At 63.8% G+C, this 18,283-nt stretch carries 22 protein-coding genes; 6 read left to right on the top strand and 16 right to left on the bottom strand.

Annotation, left to right across the window (positions count from 1 at the left end; genetic code table 11):
• Window positions 1-114: 114 nt before the first annotated feature.
• The 7 genes from VFB18_RS03225 to VFB18_RS03255 all read right to left on the bottom strand — a co-directional run bounded on the left by VFB18_RS03225 (window position 115) and on the right by VFB18_RS03255 (window position 3,927).
• The gene (locus VFB18_RS03225; protein WP_324970965.1) at window positions 115-324 is read right to left on the bottom strand and encodes a cold-shock protein; all 210 of its coding nucleotides are present in this window, start codon (window positions 322-324) and stop codon (window positions 115-117) included.
• 277 nt (window positions 325-601) lie between these two features.
• On the bottom strand, window positions 602-838 hold the full coding sequence (locus tag VFB18_RS03230; RefSeq protein WP_324970967.1) for a hypothetical protein: 237 nt from the start codon (window positions 836-838) through the stop codon (window positions 602-604).
• A gap of 201 nt (window positions 839-1,039) precedes the next feature.
• The gene (locus VFB18_RS03235) at window positions 1,040-1,264 is read right to left on the bottom strand and encodes a hypothetical protein (protein WP_324970969.1); all 225 of its coding nucleotides are present in this window, start codon (window positions 1,262-1,264) and stop codon (window positions 1,040-1,042) included.
• A 276-nt stretch (window positions 1,265-1,540) separates the two neighbouring features.
• Window positions 1,541-2,797, bottom strand: a complete 1,257-nt coding sequence (locus VFB18_RS03240; protein ID WP_324970971.1) for a lytic murein transglycosylase — start codon at window positions 2,795-2,797, stop codon at window positions 1,541-1,543.
• A gap of 57 nt (window positions 2,798-2,854) precedes the next feature.
• The gene (locus VFB18_RS03245; protein WP_324970973.1) at window positions 2,855-3,049 is read right to left on the bottom strand and encodes a hypothetical protein; all 195 of its coding nucleotides are present in this window, start codon (window positions 3,047-3,049) and stop codon (window positions 2,855-2,857) included.
• A gap of 11 nt (window positions 3,050-3,060) precedes the next feature.
• Window positions 3,061-3,630, bottom strand: coding sequence for a YbhB/YbcL family Raf kinase inhibitor-like protein (locus VFB18_RS03250; protein ID WP_324970975.1), 570 nt, complete (start codon window positions 3,628-3,630; stop codon window positions 3,061-3,063).
• Between the two features lie 57 nt (window positions 3,631-3,687).
• Window positions 3,688-3,927: a DUF3072 domain-containing protein gene (locus tag VFB18_RS03255; protein ID WP_324970977.1), complete on the bottom strand. Its 240-nt coding sequence runs from the start codon at window positions 3,925-3,927 to the stop codon at window positions 3,688-3,690.
• 484 nt (window positions 3,928-4,411) lie between these two features.
• Here VFB18_RS03255 and VFB18_RS03260 point away from each other — a divergent pair, with 484 nt between their 5' ends.
• From VFB18_RS03260 to VFB18_RS03285, 6 genes are all read left to right on the top strand, one after another.
• Window positions 4,412-5,245: a septal ring lytic transglycosylase RlpA family protein gene (locus VFB18_RS03260; RefSeq protein ID WP_324970979.1), complete on the top strand. Its 834-nt coding sequence runs from the start codon at window positions 4,412-4,414 to the stop codon at window positions 5,243-5,245.
• Between the two features lie 326 nt (window positions 5,246-5,571).
• Window positions 5,572-5,859, top strand: coding sequence for a hypothetical protein (locus tag VFB18_RS03265; RefSeq protein WP_324970981.1), 288 nt, complete (start codon window positions 5,572-5,574; stop codon window positions 5,857-5,859).
• Between the two features lie 131 nt (window positions 5,860-5,990).
• Window positions 5,991-6,287 (top strand): hypothetical protein, encoded by a 297-nt coding sequence (locus tag VFB18_RS03270; RefSeq protein ID WP_324970983.1) that lies wholly within the window; start codon window positions 5,991-5,993, stop codon window positions 6,285-6,287.
• Between the two features lie 232 nt (window positions 6,288-6,519).
• Window positions 6,520-6,735 (top strand): cold-shock protein, encoded by a 216-nt coding sequence (locus VFB18_RS03275; RefSeq protein WP_324970985.1) that lies wholly within the window; start codon window positions 6,520-6,522, stop codon window positions 6,733-6,735.
• A gap of 123 nt (window positions 6,736-6,858) precedes the next feature.
• Window positions 6,859-8,286, top strand: a complete 1,428-nt coding sequence (locus tag VFB18_RS03280) for a M20/M25/M40 family metallo-hydrolase (protein ID WP_324970987.1) — start codon at window positions 6,859-6,861, stop codon at window positions 8,284-8,286.
• A complete protein-coding gene (locus VFB18_RS03285; RefSeq protein ID WP_324970989.1) occupies window positions 8,283-8,948 on the top strand; it encodes a ribonuclease T2 family protein in 666 nt (221 codons plus the stop codon). Before VFB18_RS03280 ends, VFB18_RS03285 begins: the two co-directional genes overlap by 4 nt.
• A 110-nt stretch (window positions 8,949-9,058) precedes the next feature.
• Here VFB18_RS03285 and VFB18_RS03290 read toward each other — a convergent pair whose 3' ends face one another.
• From VFB18_RS03290 to VFB18_RS03330, 9 genes are all read right to left on the bottom strand, one after another.
• On the bottom strand, window positions 9,059-9,745 hold the full coding sequence (locus tag VFB18_RS03290; protein ID WP_324970991.1) for an outer membrane protein: 687 nt from the start codon (window positions 9,743-9,745) through the stop codon (window positions 9,059-9,061).
• 210 nt (window positions 9,746-9,955) lie between these two features.
• The gene (locus VFB18_RS03295; protein ID WP_324970993.1) at window positions 9,956-10,645 is read right to left on the bottom strand and encodes a methyltransferase; all 690 of its coding nucleotides are present in this window, start codon (window positions 10,643-10,645) and stop codon (window positions 9,956-9,958) included.
• 11 nt (window positions 10,646-10,656) lie between these two features.
• Window positions 10,657-12,084: a gamma-aminobutyraldehyde dehydrogenase gene (locus VFB18_RS03300; protein ID WP_324970995.1), complete on the bottom strand. Its 1,428-nt coding sequence runs from the start codon at window positions 12,082-12,084 to the stop codon at window positions 10,657-10,659.
• Window positions 12,085-12,118: 34 nt separating this feature from the next.
• Window positions 12,119-12,937, bottom strand: coding sequence for an ABC transporter permease (locus tag VFB18_RS03305; protein ID WP_324970997.1), 819 nt, complete (start codon window positions 12,935-12,937; stop codon window positions 12,119-12,121).
• Window positions 12,927-13,868, bottom strand: a complete 942-nt coding sequence (locus VFB18_RS03310) for an ABC transporter permease (RefSeq protein ID WP_324970999.1) — start codon at window positions 13,866-13,868, stop codon at window positions 12,927-12,929. The genes VFB18_RS03305 and VFB18_RS03310 overlap by 11 nt, the downstream gene beginning before the upstream one ends.
• Window positions 13,865-14,881 (bottom strand): ABC transporter ATP-binding protein, encoded by a 1,017-nt coding sequence (locus tag VFB18_RS03315; protein WP_324971001.1) that lies wholly within the window; start codon window positions 14,879-14,881, stop codon window positions 13,865-13,867. The genes VFB18_RS03310 and VFB18_RS03315 overlap by 4 nt, the downstream gene beginning before the upstream one ends.
• Window positions 14,882-14,944: 63 nt before the next feature.
• Entirely contained in the window at window positions 14,945-16,096 is a 1,152-nt protein-coding gene (locus tag VFB18_RS03320) for an ABC transporter substrate-binding protein (protein ID WP_324971003.1), read from the bottom strand.
• Window positions 16,097-16,289: 193 nt separating this feature from the next.
• A complete protein-coding gene (locus tag VFB18_RS03325; protein ID WP_324971005.1) occupies window positions 16,290-17,891 on the bottom strand; it encodes an NAD(P)/FAD-dependent oxidoreductase in 1,602 nt (533 codons plus the stop codon).
• A 224-nt stretch (window positions 17,892-18,115) separates the two neighbouring features.
• Window positions 18,116-18,283 (bottom strand): Lrp/AsnC ligand binding domain-containing protein (locus VFB18_RS03330; RefSeq protein ID WP_324971007.1); only part of this gene is annotated, 168 nt, incomplete at its 5' end.

The raw sequence follows: 18,283 nt of genomic DNA on the forward strand, positions 1-18,283 counted from the left end.
GAGCCGGGCGGGGTCAGTTGGGCCTTGATGTCGATCAAGCCCAGACGCCAACAAGCCGCCCCCGGTTAAGGGGACGGCTTTCAATTCGTCTAGACTTGTATCGTCCGATTGGGACTAGGCGAGCTCGATGGTGCTCACGGCGGTCTTGCCGCTGCGCTTATCGAGTTCGGTGTCGAAGGAGACGTTCTGGCCCTCGACCAGCCGGCTGATGCCCGCGCGCTCAAGCGCGGTCGCGTGGACAAATACGTCCTTGCCGCCGTCAGCAGGCTCGATGAAGCCGAAGCCTCTCTGCTCGTTGTAGAATTTAACTTTGCCCTGAATCATGAGATTAGCCTTTCGCTGTCAGTGCAGTTGCGTTCGCGCCCGCGCAGCCGCGCTGCGGCGAGCGTTGTTTGTCGATGTTTGGAGGTTCCGAGAGCGCGCCCGCAATCAGCAAAGGCGAAACGGCCATGTGGTCCGGCCAAAAGTCGATGCCACTCACATAAGCGCGAAAGGGATTCTTTACAAGCGCAATCTTGCGAGGGTCTGCACGACGGCGCAAACGTTCCCGCAACGGACGCATCGATCGAACGACGGACTCGTTTTTACCTCAGCAAATGGCTTAACTCAGCAGGAGGCCCTCGAGAGCCCATTCCCGAAGCTCAATGGGGTCGGTGACGCCGTCCGCGGCAAGCGCGGTGAGCTTCCGGCTGAGGGCGGCTCTGAGTTCATGGTCCCGCTCGAAATCGCGGAAGGGATCACGCGTCTGCAGCACGGTCCAACTGGCGTCGAACGCCTGATCCAATGCCGCAAGCGTCTTGGCGTCATAACGATAAAATCGGGGGGATGGAGAGATCATCGTACCCCTCCTCGCTTTTGCAGGCGGGAGTCTTGATGCTCTCAGCCGCCGGCGCCTGTTGTCGCTGTTACCGGCGATTTATCGAGTGTGCGCCTTTACCGGGTTCATGGCGAGTCGGAAAATTCGATGGTTTCCATTCCGGCGGCACCCGACCCAGACGGCACGATACCTCGGCTCTCGACATCACCTCTGACATCGCGATCAGCGCGTCCGACGGTTTTGCCTCTTGCCCCATTCGATCCAACCCATCGGCGCAATATCGAGGGGAACGTTGCGTAGAGCGTTGATCCAGCGCCGGCCCTTCCTGCGACAGGGGAAGGGAAGCCGGTAGAGACCGAATCCGTCCTCGATGCAGAGGCAAAGATCGGCGCCGGCCGGCGCCTCTTCCATGGGCTTCCAGCCAAGCGGTGTAGGTGTATCAGACAAGGGGAATTTCCTTCCTTGCTCCGCGAGCAGGGTATCGGCCTCGATAGCGTCAGCTGGACCTGCCCGGGTTGGTGAGAGCCGAGTGAACGGCTCTTGGGAGTCGGGGCACTCGCCACTGGCGAACTTCACGCACCGAAACGCATGCGCGCGGTGTCTGCACCGCCGGCCTGCCGTCACGATGTGCCGGTAATGGCCAAACTGTGCGCCTTCCGAACTCGAATAGCCAGAGCTTTTGTGCGGGAGGCGGAGCCAATTTCGCAGCGAGGTTTCCGACCCCTAACCGCTGCGCAAGCGATCCAAGAGTTCGGGCGTGGGATAGCCGTCGGCGGGGAGCCCGTATTTGATCTGCATCGCGCGCACGGCGTCGCGCGTCGAGGCGCCGATCACGCCGTCGATCTTGCCCACGTCGAAGCCGCGCTTCATGAGGATCTGTTGCAGCTCCTTCATCTCCGGCAAGCTCAAGGTCTCGATTGGCCCGTTGCCTTGGCTGAGCGGCGGCGCGCCCGCGAGCCGCGTCGCGTAATAGGCCGCGGTGGTCGAGTAGACGAGGCTTTTGTTCCACTCGAGATAAACGTCGAAATTGGGATAGGTGAGGAAGGCGGGCCCGTTCCGCCCCATCGGCAGATGCAGGCCGACCTGAACGTTGTCGGCCGGGATCGGCTTGCCGCTCGGATAGGTCACGCCGTGCTGCGCCCAGAAGGCGCGCGGCTTCTTGATGGTGACGTCGGCCTGGTCCCAGGGAAGCTCGTCGGGGACGCGCACCTCTTCGAGCCATGGCTGATTGGGCTGCCAGCCGAGCCCGTCGAGATAGTTGGCGGCCGAGGCGAGCGCGTCCGCGGTGTTGCTGATCAGGTTGCGCGTGCCGTCGCCGTCGAAGTCGACGGCGTATTGGTAATAGACTTTCGGCACGAACTGGAATTGGCCGACCTCTCCCGCCCACGGCCCGCGCATCTGCGCTGGCGTCAGGTCGCCGCGCTGGATGACTTTGAGCGCGGCCATCAGCTGCTCGCGGAACTCGTCGGGGCGCCGGCAATCGAAGGCAAGCGTGGCGAGCGAGCGCAGCGTCTCCATGTTGCCCATCACCTTGCCGAAATCGGTCTCGAGCCCCCAGAAGCCGACGAGCACCGGGCCCGGCACGCCGTACTTCTGCTGAATTGCGGCGAAGGTCGCCGCGTTCTTCTTGAGCAGGGATGAGCCCACGCTCAGGCGGTTGCTGTTGACCATGCGGCCCGAGAACTGGAGGAAGCTCTGCGCGAACACCGCCTGGCCGCGATCCTTGGCGATGACGGAGGGATCGTAGGTAAGCCCGTCGAGCGCTTCGGAGGCGACTTGCGGTGAGATGCCTTGCGCGATCGCCTCCTTCTTGAAGCTTGCGAGCCAGGCCGGAAAGGTCGAGGGACTCGCACAGCCCGCGGCGTAGGCAATAGGCGCGGCGGCGCCCGCCGCCAAGATCATCGCGGCGGCGAGGCTGAGAACGGAAGTAACGGCTGAGGTCGAGGCGGAGAAGAAGGCGAGGAGGGAGGGTTTGCGCATGGCCTCACTGTGCCGATGGACGGTGGTCAGTCAAGGGGAGGAGCATGAGTTTTGGACTCAAGACTTTGATTCGGTCTCGAAGGAAAGCTTCGAGGGCAGGATGAGCAAGATGAGGAGAGGAATTGGCCCAAGTAAGGCAGCCGTCCACATCCACCCCAGCCGCGAGCGGCCCTTGCGCGCGGCAAGCACCTGCGCCCCGTAGACCGCAAGAAAGGTGATCCCGAGCGCGATGAGCGGGAGAATGTCGTCCATGAGTGCCGGGCTTACGGATCGCCCTTCTGATAGGTGGCCATAAGCTCGGCCTTGGCGAGCACATGCCCCTCCATCGCCGCCTCGAGGGCAGCCTTGCTGAGCGGCTTTGCCGAAAGCGCCACGTCGAGCGCGTAGAGCTTGTGGAAATAGCGGTGCCGGCCGATCGGCGGGCAAGGCCCGTTATAGGTCGCGTGCTTCCAGTCGTTGAGCCCCTGGACGGCGCTCCCCGGCAACCCATGCCCCGATGCGTCCTCGGCGAGCTCCGACGTTTCGGGCGGAAGGTTGACGACGACCCAATGCACCCACACGACCCTCGGCGCCTTTGGGTCCGGAGCGTCGGGATCGTCGATGACAAGCGCGAGCGATTTCGTGCCCTCGGGAACGCCGGTGAAGGCGAGCGGCGGCGAGACGTCGTCGCCCTCGCACGTGTAGCGCGATGGGATCTTGCCGCCCTGGCTGAAGGCTTTGGAGGTGATCGAAAGAGCCATCGCCGTGCCCGATGCCACGCCGATCGGCAGGACGCCGAGGCCGATGAGAACTGACCCGACCACGAGGAAGCGCGCCGCCTGCGGCTTTTCCATGGCCAACCTAACGCGCGCCCTGCCCTCAAGTTCGCTCGGGCGCCTGCCGGGTCAAGCCTAGTCGGTATGGGGCGGCAGGTCGCCGAGCCTTAGGCGCTCGGCGAGCGCCTCGATGCGCCGCGAGGCCTCGCGCCGGGTCAGGCCTTGCTTGAAGGCCCCGGGCTCGCGCGCCTCGTTGGCAAGCGACTGGAGGTAGGCGGCTTGCGCCCCGGTCATGGGCTCACGCCCGCTGAATTCGCCCGCCGAGAGTTGCTGACTCTCTTGCGGCTCCTGAGCCTTCTTTCTCTGCTGCGTCATCGCAGTCGGTCCCAAAGTCCTTTCTTGCACGTTTCTCGCGATTCTCCCTAAGCGTCACTCTGACAATAATCGATGAAAAGGGCAAGGATTGGGCGCGCTTTGACAAAGGATTGGGCAGCTTTGCGTGGCGAACAAGATATGAGGCGACTTGAGTTGCCCATGTACTGGCTAAGCGGAGTGCAAGTCGCGTTCAGGAGGTGCGCCTGGGATCGACCCACTTGTTCTTGCTGCTATGCAGTAGAATTGCTCGGGCTCTTTTCGCTGATGCGAAATAGCGAAAAATGGCTTGTTTCCATCCTCCGCGGTCAACCTTAACAAGAGAAAAACGCCCATCGCCCCGACATTGCCCCTCAATGACCCTTGCCAAGCCCATTTTTCGCCAACTTGCCCCGTAGCTTACCGCACTGCACCAACGAGTGCGGCCGGCTTGACTCGTCGTCGGCTTTCTAACCCTCCCAAACAATCGAATAAGGAGCACTAACGCATGAAGATGCGAGCCAAGATGATTAGCGTGGGGCTTCTCGGCACAGCTGCGCTGCTACCTATCGATATCGCCAAGGCCGACCAGCTCGGCCATGCCTCCTGGTACTCGCTGCCCGCCAATATCACGGCGAGCGGCGAGCGGATGGATCCGAACGAGCTTACCGCCGCGCACCGCTCTCTGCCCTTCGGGACAAGAGTACTGGTCGAAAATCTCACCAACGGCCGTTCGGTGGTGGTACGCATCAACGACCGCGGGCCGTTCGTTGGCGGACGCATTATCGATCTCTCCAAGGCCGCCGCCCAGAGCATCGGCATGCTCGGCACAGGTACCGCGCAAGTGAGGATCACAACCACCGTGCCTGACGGCGGAAGCGCGCTTGCCGCCCTCGGCGAGGCCACGCTCAAGGCGAAGAAGGGCGTCGAGCTTGCCGCTCAGGCGAGCGCCGATACTGCCCCGCATGCCGCTCTCAAAGCCGTCACCACGGCGCGGCTCGAGGCCAAGGGCCGCCATACCAAGACTGCGAAGGCGACGGCCGTCGCGGCTCTCTCTCCTGACAGGAGCAAGACAAAAGTCGCCGCCGCCTCCATCAAGACCAAGCGCCAGACCGTCGGCCACAGCTCTCAAGGCCGGATCGCGGTCGCATGGGAACCGCCGCGTTACACGAAGAAGATGGCGCGGATTGCGGCTCGAAGCGCCCGCTCAAGCCATGTCGCCGTGTCTTATTCCTATACGTCCGGCACCGCGCACGGCTCTGCGCGCGGGCGGGCGATGGCCAAGGGCCATCCTTACGCGGTCTTCGCGAGCGTTCCCGGTTTCATGCAACCGGCGTCGTGACCGCCTCCCTCTAGGTTCTCAAAATCTGGACCTTGCAGCCGAACGTTCGCGGCTGAAGCCGCTATTTCCGGAGGACCGCTCCCGCAGGGAGCGGTCCCCTTGGTTTCAGACTCGCATCCGCCGGCTCCCCGCAGGCCGTGACGGGTTGCGTCACAACCGCGCATCCTGAGCCCCCCGAGGCAAGCCACGGAAATCGTTGCAAAACAAGAATCCGTCATCAGCGGGTAACCTTGCCGCGCTGCATGGAAGCGCTAGGCAGAACTTGGCGGAACTCGCATAGTCCGCCCGGCGAAAATTGGAAGCCACCACTCGACAGGGGGATCATCATGCTCAAGAAAATCCTGATTGCTGGAGCCGCTCTTGCGGCGCTCGGCGCCTACACGCTCGCCTCTCAGCCGGTCGAAGCCGCATCTTGCGTCGTCGCCACGGGCAAGGGTCGCGGCTTGGATCAGGCCAAGGCCACCGACCGGTCGCTCAAGCACCTCAAGCACGTCGTCAACCACTGGGCGCATAAGAACAAAGACAAGGTGGTGAAGGAAGGCAAGGCTACAACCACCTGCGCCAAGAAGGGCGGCCTTGTGGTTTGCAAGAGTTCGGCTAAAGTCTGCGGCTGACGGAACGCCAATCGAGTCTTTGCGAAGGCGCGGGTGACATAATCGTAACCTGCTCCGGTCAGAGTGAGGGGGGTGACCCGAGGGATGATTCGAATCATCCCGCCCCGCAGCCGGAATGTCAGGTGAACCTCATGCTCTCCGCCCTTCGCAAACTTCTGACGGCAACCGGCGTCTTCGCTGCCGCTGCCATGTCCCTCATGGCCGGCACGGTGAGTGCTGAACCGCAGAACGGCGGCGCCAGCGCCCCGCCGGCGGCCGCCGGTCCCGCCGTCGCAGTCCCGCGCGGCGTGGGCGGCTATTCGATGACGTTGAGCGATATCTGGGGGCCGCCAAAGATGCCCCCTGCTCCCAAGGACTTCGGCCCTGGATTTGATTTTCCGCCTGAACCTCTGAACGGCGGAGTGACCCAGGATCCCTACCCGAATTAGGGATGGTGCGGCGCACGATTGTGGCCCAAACGCGAGCCACATGGGTCTTGCGCTTGGCCCGTTTGCGCTCATACAGTGAGGCGTTTTGCGGGCAGACTGCGAACCCGGGTGGAGAATTGGCCGCGTGCGCTCGTTGAGAGACGGCGCGATTTCTTTCCCCGATTTCTAGACTGGCCTGAACTTTCGCGTGCGTTTTGCACGCGGACAATTGGAAGGGGGAAAGGAGCGTCCCATGCGTCAGACCGGAACGGTCAAGTTCTTCAATCACTCGCGGGGGTTCGGCTTTATTACGCCGGACGATGGTGGCAAGGACGTGTTTCTGCACATCTCGGCCTTGCAGCGCTCGGGCTTGCCGGCGCTCGACGAAGGTGCACGCGTATCGTTCGAAACCGAGCCGGATCGCCGTGGCAAGGGTCCCCAAGCCATCAACGTGCAGCTCGGCGAATAGCTCTCCCCGCAATTCGACTCACGATGTTATCCGGCCCGATAGCGGCGTCGCGAGACGCCGTTGTCGGCCATCTGATTTCTGTGGCGCGCATGGCTTAGGCCCCCACCGACAAGGCGCCGGGTCATGACGATCGACTCCCCGCAAACCGAGACGCGACTGCTTCAGCGCACGCTGGACCGCCTCGCCGAGGAGGAGGCCGCCGCGCTCGAAAGGCTGTTCCATTTCCTCGCCATTCCAAGCATCTCGACCGATCCCGCCTATCATGACAGTTGCGTCGCCGCCGCCGAATGGTGCGCGGACTCTCTGCGCGAGATCGGGTTCGATGCGCGCGTCGAGCCCACGCTCGGCAAGCCGATGGTGGTGGCGCATTGGCGCGCGAAAGAGGAAGGCGATAAGCGCCGGCGCGTTCTGTTCTACGGGCATTACGACGTCCAGCCGGCAGACCCGCTCGACGAATGGGACCATCCGCCCTTCTCCCCTCGCCTCGTCGAAGACGCGCGGCACGGCGCAATGATCGTCGCCCGCGGCGCCTCCGACGACAAGGGTCAGGTGATGACCTTCATCGAGGCGGCCCGCGCCTGGCTCGCCGAGCATGGTTCATTGCCGGTCGATGTCAGCGTGCTCATGGAGGGCGAGGAGGAATCGGGAAGCCCGAGCCTCGCCCCGTTCCTCGCCGCCCACGCCGACGAACTCGCCGCCGACTTCGCGCTCGTCTGCGACACCGGACAATGGGACGAGGCAACGCCCGCCATCACCGCATTTCTGCGCGGGCTTGCTTTTTCCGAGATCACCATCACCGGGCCCTCGCGCGATCTTCACTCCGGCCTCTATGGCGGCCCCGCCCGCAATCCTCTGCACGCGCTCGCGACCATCCTCGCCGCGTTGCACGACAAAGACGGTCGCGTCGCCATCCCCGGGTTCTACGACGGCATCCGCCAGCCGCCAGCCAGCGAGATCGCCGCCTGGCGCAAGCTCGGTTTCGATGCAGCGGCCTTCCTCGGCGGCGTGGGCTTGAGCACGCCGGCCGGCGAGACGGGTTTCGGCATCCTCGAGCAGCTCTGGGCGCGGCCGACGGCGGAGGTCAACGGCATCCACGGCGGCTACGGCGGACCCGGCACCAAGACAGTGATCCCCTCGCGCGCGACCGCCAAGCTCTCCTTCCGCCTCGTCCCCGGCCAGGACCCCGACAAGATCATCGAGGCCTGGCACCGCTTCGTCGAGCAGCATCTGCCGCCCGATGCGGGCGCGACCTACGCGGGCGAAGGCGGATCGCCCGCCGTCGGATTCGATCCGAGCGCGCCAGCATTCCGGGCGGCGTCCCGCGCACTCGAGGCCGAGTGGGGCAAACCTCCAGTGATGATCGGCTGCGGCGCCTCGATCCCGATCGTCGAATCGTTTCGCTCGCAGCTCGGCATGGACGTGCTCCTCATCGGCTTCGCTCTCGATGACGACCGCATTCATGCGCCGAACGAAAAATACAATCTGAAGAGCTTCACCAAGGGCGCGCGCAGCTGGGCACGCATCCTCGCCGGGCTCGGTGCGATGCGATGACGAGGCCGCGCGCGTCTGTCGCCCTCGCGGTCGTTCTCAGCGCCGTTTTGGCCCACGGCGCAATCGCCTTCGACAACAAGCCCGGCGACTTCGACTATTACGTGCTCGTTCTCGGCTGGGCGCCGTCTTACTGCCGGACCGAAGGCCGCTTACGCAACGATGCCGAGTGCGACTCGGGCACGCCGCACGCCTTCGTGCTGCACGGACTCTGGCCGCAATTCGAAAAGGGCTGGCCGGAGAATTGTCGGACGGGAACGCGGACTTGGGTACCGCAAAGCGTCATCGACAACATGCGCGATATCATGCCGAGCAAAGGGCTTGTCATCCACGAATACCGCACGCACGGAACCTGCTCGGGTCTCGACCCCGAGCGATATTTCGCCATCTCACGCGAGCTCTACGAGCGCGTGGCGGTGCCCGAGCGTTTCCGCGCGCCGGGCGCCGAGACGTCTCTGTCGGCCGACGAGATCGAGGCCGCGTTCCTTGGCGCCAATCCCTGGCTCAAGCCCGACATGATTTCGATCAGCTGCCGCGGCGCGAACCTTCTCGACATCCGCGTCTGCTTCGGCCGCGATCTTTTCCCGCGGGCCTGCGGCCCCAACGAGGACCAGAAGCGGCTCTGCAGCACGAGCGCGATCCAGGTTCCGCCTGTGCAGCATTGACGCGTCATGCCGGCCTCGAGCCCGGCATCCAGTGGCATCAGCCACCGCGCCCCCGGCTCTGGATTGCCGGGTCAAGCCCGGCGATGACGTGCTGCGGCGAGGCGTCCTTCTCAGAACCGGTAGATCAGCGAGCCGCGATAGGTGCTGGCATCGGGATCGTAGGTCACCGGGCCGCCCGGATATTTCACCGTCTCGGAGTCGAAATCGGTGAACTGATAGTCGAAACGCGCGCTCCACTTCGGATTGAGCGCGACCTCGGCCCCGCCGCCTGCGCTCCAGCCGAAAAAGTCGGCACTGCCGCCGCTTCCGCCGGGACCCGTGATGGGCAGGTCGGCATTGGCCCACGCGCCGCCGAACGTGCCGAACACGAGAACGCGCGGGGTGATGGCGTAACCGGCGCGCAGCCTGAGATCGGCCATGGTGTTGATATCAGGGCTCGCGAGATTGGCGCCGGCATTGAAGTGCCGGCTGCCGTTGATGTCGGCACCGAGGATGTCGCCTTCGATGCCGATCACGACCGGACCGCTTTGCCAGCTCCACCCGCCGATGGCGCCGCCGAGGACGCCGTTCGAGTCGATCGAGCCGTTCGATTGAGAAAAATCGTAGCTCACCGTCGCGCCGCCGATCGTCCCGCCGAGATACCAGCCCTCGAACACATTCTCGGGCGGCAGCGGCTGCTCATAGACGGGAGGAAGCGCGGGCGGGGGCAAGTCGGCACTAAGAACTGGGCTTGAGGCCGTGGCGCTGGCCGAAAGCACGGCAGCGAAAGCCACAGCCTGGTACAATCGCGTACGCATTACTGGTTCCCTCGATTGGAAGGCTCCGGTCCCGTCGTCGCGCCAGCACGGTGCGCGAACGCATCGTGCCGACCAAGCGCTCACGGCCCCAGGGTAGTGCCCTACCCTGACCCAAGGGTTAACCGAGCACGGAGGCGAAAAAGCGCAAGGTCAACGGCAGGTTAATGACGATCCCAAGGCGGGATCGGGCGGTTGACCGAGGAAAAAGCTCTAGACGGCCGTTCCTTGCGCGCGGAATAAGGCCACGCAGCCTTGCCGTTCGATTTCCACCTTTCCGAACCGTCGCCGCAAACCCTCCGACAAGGACTCGAAATCGTCCTCGCGATTGTTGAACACGCCTTTGCGGTTATAGAGGTCGAGCAACATCCGCGCCGCTCCGTTCGGCGCGATGCCGCGCCCGAGGATGGTCGCTCCGAACAGCACCGCCTGCTGTTTCATCAGCGGCTTGAGATGATCGACCGAAGCGAGCTTCTCGCTCATGCGCCCGGGCAGGCAGTGCAGCACGTAGGTCAGCCCCACGCTGTCGAAGCGCTCGAGATCGGGGGACATTGGCGCGAGCAGATTGGCCTTGCGTTGAGCCGGCGCGAAGCGTGCAAGCCGCCGCGCGGCCCGATCGAGACAATTCTGGTTGATATCGAGCAGGACGAGGCGCTCGAACTTGGGCCCTTGCACGCGATCGAGGAAAAAACCGGTGCCGATCCCAGCTTCGAGATGATGCGTGGAGAGATTGTCGCGATAAAGCTCGACCAATCGGCGCGTGGGACAGCCCCAAGCGAGATGGTTCGACAGCCCGTGCACCACGAGGTCGTACAGGCTCAGCATTGTCGGCGTGTAGATCGCGTGCGCTCGCGCGACCGCGTCCCCGTCGGCTCCGAGCGCCGCCATGAGTCTGTCGTCCAACCGAACTGTCCCTACAGCTTCACCATCACATGGCGTGCGACGGTGTAATCCTCAAGAGCGTACATGGAGAGGTCCTTGCCGTAGCCGGACAGCTTTAATCCGCCATGCGGCATTTCGTTCAAGAAGATGAAATGGGTATTGACCCACGTGCAGCCGTAGCGCAACCGGGCCGCCGTTGCCATGCCGCGCGCCACGTCCTTGGTCCATACCGAGGAGGCAAGCCCGTAATCCGAATCGTTGGCCCATTCGATCGCCTGCTCGGGATCGTCGAAGCGGGTGACCGACACCACCGGTCCGAACACCTCGCGGCGCACGATCTCGTCGCTCTGAAGCGCGTTGGCGACCACCGTCGGCTTGTAGTAGAAGCCGCCGCCGGCGACCTCCTCCCCGCCCACCGTGACGGTCACGTGCTTCTGGCTCGCGGCCCGCTCGACGAAGCCTTTCACCCGCTCACGCTGCGCGGCCGAGATCAGCGGCCCGATCTCGTTGTCGTCGTCGTTGGCGAGGTTGTACTTGATGCTCTTCACCGCCGCCGACAGATCGGCGACGAGATTGTCATAGACCTTCTTCGCCACGTACATGCGGCAGGCCGCGGTGCAGTCCTGCCCCGAATTGTAATAGCCGAAGGTCTTGATGCCCTCGACCACCGAGGCGATGTCGGCGTCGTCGAACACGATGACCGGCGCCTTGCCGCCGAGCTCGAGATGGGTGCGCTTGACCGTGGGAGCCGCCGCCTCGATCACCTTCTGGCCGGTGGCGATGCTGCCCGTCACCGACACCATGGCGACCTTGGGGTGGCTGATCAGCGCCTGACCTACGGTCGGGCCGCGGCCGGCGACGATGTTGACGACGCCCTCGGGGAAGATCGCGGCGATGGTCTTCGCGAGCTTGAGCGTCGAGAGCGGCGTGATCTCCGAAGGCTTGAGCACGATCGTGTTGCCGCCGGCAAGCGCCGGGGCGAGCTTCCAGATCGCCATCATCAGCGGATAGTTCCACGGCGTGATCGAGCCGACGACGCCGATCGGGTCCCGGCGGACCATCGAGGTAAAGCCGGTGAGATACTCACCGGTCGCGAGCGCATGCATGGTGCGCGCCGCGCCCGCGAAGTAGCGAAAGCAGTCCGCGCCGATCGGCATCTCGTCCTGCAGCATGCGGAGCCGCGGCTTGCCGCAATTGAGCGACTCGACAGTGGCGAACGCCTCGGCGTCCTTGTCGATGGCATCGGCGAGCTTGAGCAGGAGGCCGGCGCGCTCGGCCGGCGTGGTCCGCGACCAGGTGCGGAACGCTTTGTCGGCGGCCTCTACGGCGGCGTCGACCTGGGCTTGGCTCGCCTCTGGCACTTCGGCGATCCTGGCGCCGGTACGTGCGTTCAACACCGGCTGCGGCTCGCCGTCTCCCGCGACGAATGTCCCGCCAATCAACATATCGGTATCGAGCATGGACTCTCTCCTCCCACCTCAGGGCAATTGCCGGCTATTTCGATGATCCGCCGATATGCTCGCCTTCGCGCGTCAGATAATACGCGGCGAGGATCGGCACGAGCGTAACGACGATGACGAAGACCGCCACGACATTGGTCACCGGGCGCTGCCGCGGCCGGATCAGCTCCGACAGCATCCAGATGGGCAGCGTCGCCTGCTGACCGGCCGTGAAGGTCGTGACAATAACCTCGTCGAAGGACAGGGCAAAGGCCAGCATGCCGCCGGCGAGCAGCGCGGTGCCGATCTGCGGCAAGATCACGTAGCGGAACGTCTCGAAACCGTTGGCGCCGAGATCCATCGACGCCTCGATGAGGTTGCCCGACAGCCGCCTGAACCGCGCGATGGCGTTGTTGTATACCACCACGATGCAGAACGTGGCGTGTCCGAGCACGATGGTCCAGATCGAGAAGTCGATCCCCATGATGTCGAAGGCCGATCGGAGCGAGATGCCGGTGATGATGCCGGGCAGAGCGATCGGAAGGACGAACAGCAGCGATATCGTCTCGCGGCCGAAGAACCTGGCGCGCGACAAAGCGGCCGCGGCGAGCGTGCCGAGGATGAGGGCGAGGACGGTGGCGATCGCCGCGACCTCGAGCGAGAGATAGAGCGGCGGCCAGATGTCCGGCCGGTCGAACCACGCCACCTCGAACCATTTGGTGGTATAGCCGGGCGGCGGAAACTGGAAGCTCTTCTCCTCGGTGGTGAAGGCGTAGAGCACGATCAGCGCGAGCGGCAGATGCAGGAAGAGGAGTCCCGCGATCGCCGCGATGCCCAAGCCGAGCGGCCTGGTCTGGGTCGCGTCAGAGGACATCGAACGCCCCCATGCGCTTGGCCATCCACAAATAGAAGCCCATGATCACCATGGGAACGACGGTGAAGGCGGCGGCGAGCGGCACGTTGCCCGCCGTGCCCTGCAGCGTGTACACCGCCTGCCCGATCATCAGCCGCGAATTGCCGACGATGGTCGGCACGATGTAGTCCCCGAGTGTCAGCGAAAAGGTGAAGATCGAGCCGGCGATGATGCCGGGCAGCGCGAGCGGAAAGATCACCGTCCAGAAGGTCTGGCGCGGATGGGCGCCGAGATCGGCCGCGGCCTCGATGTAGTTGACCGGCACACGCTCGAGCGCCGCCTGGATCGGCAGGATCATGTAGGGAAGCCAGACATACACGAACACGAGGAACGTGCCGATATAGCTGAACGAGAGCGACGGCCCGCCGATGGTCGGGAGCGCGAGAATGCCGTTCAGCAGCCAGGAAAGATGCAGGCCGTTGGCGAGCCAGGTGAGGATGCCTTCCTTGGCGAGGATCAGCTTCCACGCGTAGATCTTGACGAGATAGCTCGACCACAACGGCATCATCACCGCGAGATAGAACAGCGCCTTGGTCCAGCCGCGCGCATAACGCGCCGCGTAATAGGCGATCGGGAAGGCGATCACCGCGGCGGCGAGCGTGACCAGCGCCGACATCATGACCGTGCGCAGGATGATCTGGAGATTGGCCGTCTCGAACAGCTGGGCATAAGTCGAGAGCGTGAATTCATGGACGATGAGACCGGAATAGTCGTCGAGCGAGTAGAAGCTCTGCAAGAGAAGCGCGAACAGCGAGCCGACATAGACCACGCCGATCCACAAGAGCGGGGGCAGAAGCAGCAGGAAGGTCAGAAGCTTGGGCCGCGTGAAGAAGACGTCGGAGATCTTGTCGAGGACGCCGCCTTCCCCCTCGTTGATCGCGACGTGGCTCATGCCGCATCCTCCATGGTGACCATGGCCGACTTGGGCCAGATCAGCCGCACCCGGTCGCCCTGCTCGAAGCTCGCCGCCTCGTCGGTGGGGATTTCGGTGTGGATGCGAAGCTTGCCGCATTCTACGCTGAAGCGCGTGACCGAGCCCTGGTAGGAGATCATTTTGATCTCGCCGTCGGTCGAGGCGTGGCCTTGCGGCGGCTTGGTGTCGGGCGGGAACACGCCGATCCGCTCCGGCCTCAGGCTCGTCCACTTGGCCGCTCCGCCGTGGCTCGCGGCGAACTCGGGCGACAGCACGTTGGACGATCCGACGAAGTCGGCGACGAAGCGCGAGCGCGGCTTCTCGTAGATGTCTTGAGGCGTGCCGACCTGGATAATCTTGCCTTCATTGAAGATGGCGACGCGATCGGCCATCGACAGCGCCTCGCCCTGGTCGTGGGTGACGAACACGAAGGTGATGCCGAGCTTCTCCTGCAGCGCCTTGAGCTCCTCTTGCATCTGCTCGCGAAGCTTCAAGTCGAGCGCACCGAGCGGCTCGTCGAGAAGGAGCACCTTCGGTCCGTTGACGAGCGCGCGGGCGAGAGCGACGCGCTGACGCTGGCCGCCGGAAAGTTGTCCGGGCCGGCGATGCTCGAAACCCTTGAGCTTGACCATGGCGAGCGCGTCTTTTGCCTTTCTCTCGCGCTCGGCCTTGGGCATGCCCTTGATCCTGAGCCCGTAGGCCACGTTCTCGCCCACCGTCATGTGCGGGAAGAGCGCGTAGTCCTGGAACACGGTGTTGACGTTGCGCTTGTAGGGCGGCACGCCCTCCGCGGTCTCGCCGAAGATCTCGATATGGCCCTCGTTCGGCTGCTCGAAGCCCGCGATTAGACGTAAGCACGTGGTCTTGCCCGAGCCGGAGGGCCCGAGCATGGCGAAGAACTCGCCTTCGGAGATGTCGAGCGTGACCCCGTCTACGGCCCTGACCTGGCCGAAACGGCGCGAGACATTGACGAATCTAACCGCAGCCGGCATGGGTCGCGCCGTAGCATGAGCGGCCCCACTCGACGGAGTGGGGCGCGCTCGTTGTTGGACGCATCACTTGCCGAGGATGGCGATGTAGTCCTTCGCCCATTGCGAGTACGGGACGCAGCTGCCCTCGGCCTCGCACTTCGCCGTCGGCGTGCGCCAGAACCAGATCTTGTCGAAATTGTCGAAGCCGTTTGTGGCGCAACCGGTGTCGGTCAAGAGCTCGTTGCCTTTGCAGGCCGCTGGCACCGCCGGCACCGAGCCGAACCACGCCGCGACATCGCCCTGCACCTTCGGGCTCAGCGAATGTTCGAGCCATTTGTAGGCGCAATTCGGGTGCTTGGCCTCCGCATGCATCATGGTGGTATCGGCCCAGCCCGTCGCCCCTTCCTCAGGGATGGTCGAGGCCACCGGCTTCTTGTCGGCTTCGAGGAGGTTGACCTGATACGGCCAAGATGAGGACGCCACCACGCCTTCGTTCTTGAAGTCGTCGACCTGCACCATGGCGTCGTGCCAATAGCGGCCGACCAGCGCGCGCTGCTTCTGCAGCAACGCGATCACTTCCTTGTATTGATCGGGCGTGAGCTCGTAGGGATTGGTGATCTTGAGCTCGGGCTTCGTTTTCATCAGATAGAGCGCGGCGTCGGCGATGTAGATCGGCCCGTCATAGGCCTGCACGCGGCCCTTGTTGCTCTTGCCGTCGGGAAGGGTCTGCTCCACGAACACGACGCCCCAAGTCTTCGGCGCCTCCTTGAACACATCGGTGTTGTAGGCAAGCACGTTCGGACCCCATTGATAGGGAACGCCGTAATGTACGCCGTCGACCGTGTGCCACGGCGCATTCTGGAGACGCGGATCGACCGTCTTCCAGCTCGGGATGAGGTCGACATTGACCGGCTGCACCTTCTTGCCGGCGACCAGCCTGAGCGAGGCGTCGCCTGAGGCGGTGACGAGATCGAAGCCGCCCTGGTTCATCAGCGTAACCATCTCGTCGGAGGTGGCCGCGGTCTTGACGTTGACCTTGCAGCCCGTCTCCTTCTCGAAGGCCGTCACCCAGTCGTAGTTCTTGTCGGTCTCGCCGCGTTCGATATAGCCGGGCCAGGCGACGATATCGACCTCGCCTTCGCCCTCGCCGACGGCCTTCGGCATCTCGGCATAGGCCGTACCGCCAAGCGCAATGAGAGCGACGGCAGTTGCTAGGACATGTGTCGTGGGCTTCATTCTTTGTCTCCTCAAACGAGATACGACTGTCCCCTCAAACGAGGCGCGAGCGACCATAGATTTTCGGATGATGGGTTTGGACAGGACGCGCAACCCCCCGATAAACCACGAGGAATGTTAGTCCAGCGCGCAGCCGCGCGCCACAGGAAAGCGATCGTTCCGCCGCATGTGCGGCGGCTTCGCGCAATCAAAATCATTTGTGCAGCGCCATCATCTTGGCCAGATCGGCGGCGGCACGATTTCCGCTCTGCACGCCGCCGTTCATGAAACCGAGGAAGTCGCTGCTGGTGTGTTCTCCGGCAAATTGCAGGCACCCGTCGAGAGCGGGTTCGGCAGCCACTTCCAGCAACGTAGTGTATTGGCCCACTTTGGCACTCGCGTAGCTGCCGAGCGTGAAGGGATAGACTGCCCAGAACCACGAGGTGACCGCATTCGGATCGAGGCTGTCGGCCATCTTCGGCGACATCTTGGGAAGATCGGCGCGGAAGGCATCGACCGCCGCCTTGGCATCGGTGAGCCCCGGCTTGGCGCCGAGAAAATTGGTGATAATGCCCGCCTCGCCCGGCTGGGCGCGGCTCGTCTCCCACAGATTTTGGAAACCGAGATCGGAATAGAACGTGCCGTTCGACGGCCCAGGCAAGCCGGAGTCGGGGCTGCGCCACACGCGCGACGTTGTGCCGTTCATGACCTTAGCGCTGATGCCGTAGCCGAGCTCGCGGATACATTTCAGCTTGTCGGCGCCAAGATTGAGGCTCTCCAGCCCGGTGACTTGGCGGAGCTTGGTGAACGGCAGAGCGAGAATCACGGCATCGTAGCTCACCTGCTGGGCGCCGCCCGGCGCATCGAAGCTCATGACGATCTGCTTATCCTTGTAGTCAAGCGCCGTGAGCGCGAAGCCCTGCTTCATCTCGATCTTGCCCTGAAGCGCGTTCACCAGCGCCGTGATCAGCGCCGACGATCCGCCCTTGATGCGATAGATCTCGTCGCTCTCGCCGAACATCGAGAAGGGCTTGCTGAGATCGGTGGTGATGAAGTCCACCATGTTGAGGCTCGACTGATCCTTGGTCTCGAGCCCGTATTCGATGTTGTAGGCCACGTCGAGCAGGTCGATCGCCCAGTCGTCGGTCTTGCCGCGAAACTGTTCGAGATAGTCCTTGAGGCTCATCTCATCGAGCTTGCCCGCATAGGCCGTCCAGTTGTCGTGCTTGTCGGTCAGCTTGTCGGCGTCCTTGGCGATTTGCTTGGCGATCGGGACAAAGGCGCCGCTCTTTTTCGCCGGATCGACCATGTCCTTGGGCGTGTGGAATTGGCCCTTGAAGAAATAGAGGTCGTCGCCACCCTCGGTGGTGAGGTTCTGCATCTCGACGCCGAGTTCCTTGCCGAGCTGCTGGAGATCCTCATGATCGGTGTCGACGAACTCGCCGCCGAGCTCGCAGAACATGCCCTTGTAGAAATCGTACTGGGTGTACATGCGGCCGCCCCAGCGGTTGCTCGCCTCGAACACGACCGGCGCGGCGCCCGCTTTATACAGACGGTAGGCCGCGGTCAGCCCGGCCACGCCGCCGCCGACAATGGCGACCGTCTTCGGCCTCGGCGTCTTGTGCCGCTCCGGCTTCTTGGCGTAAGCGCTCCAGTCGGTCATCGGCGCCAAGGCGACGGCGCCGGCCGCCGCCGCCGAGAGCCGCAACAAGCTCCGCCGCGTCAGCGCCGACGATCGCGGAAACACGATGCCGTCCTCATAGGCTGCTTGAACGAGGGCTTTCTTTACGGCGGCAAACAGCGGCGTGCGCGACATGACTGACACCAGGGCGTTGCGAAGAAGGAAGGGTTCCTTGCAAACGAAGCAATCTCAGGTTTGGCAGGAGGCGTCGTCCGGCCGCGGCCGTTAGGGCGGCGTAATCAGCGCATCGCGATGCGAGAAGCGGCGAGGCATCGTCAGCACCCCCGACGAATTCGACGGTGTAGAATATAGCAGACGGCTGGCTTGCTGAAAAGGCGCAAGCATTGGCCGAGCCCCGCTTACGGCAACAGGCAGGAGGCGGGCAGCGGCCGGCTCGTCACCTCCCTGAGCACGAAGCTCGACTTCAGTCGTGCCACACCCGGTAGGCGCGAAAGCTGTTCTTTATGGATGCGCTCGTAATCGGCGAGGTCGCGCGCCATGACGGTGACGAGATAGTCGTCCTCCCC

The organism is Methyloceanibacter sp., assembly GCF_035650995.1.
Lineage (GTDB): Bacteria > Pseudomonadota > Alphaproteobacteria > Rhizobiales > Methyloligellaceae > Methyloceanibacter.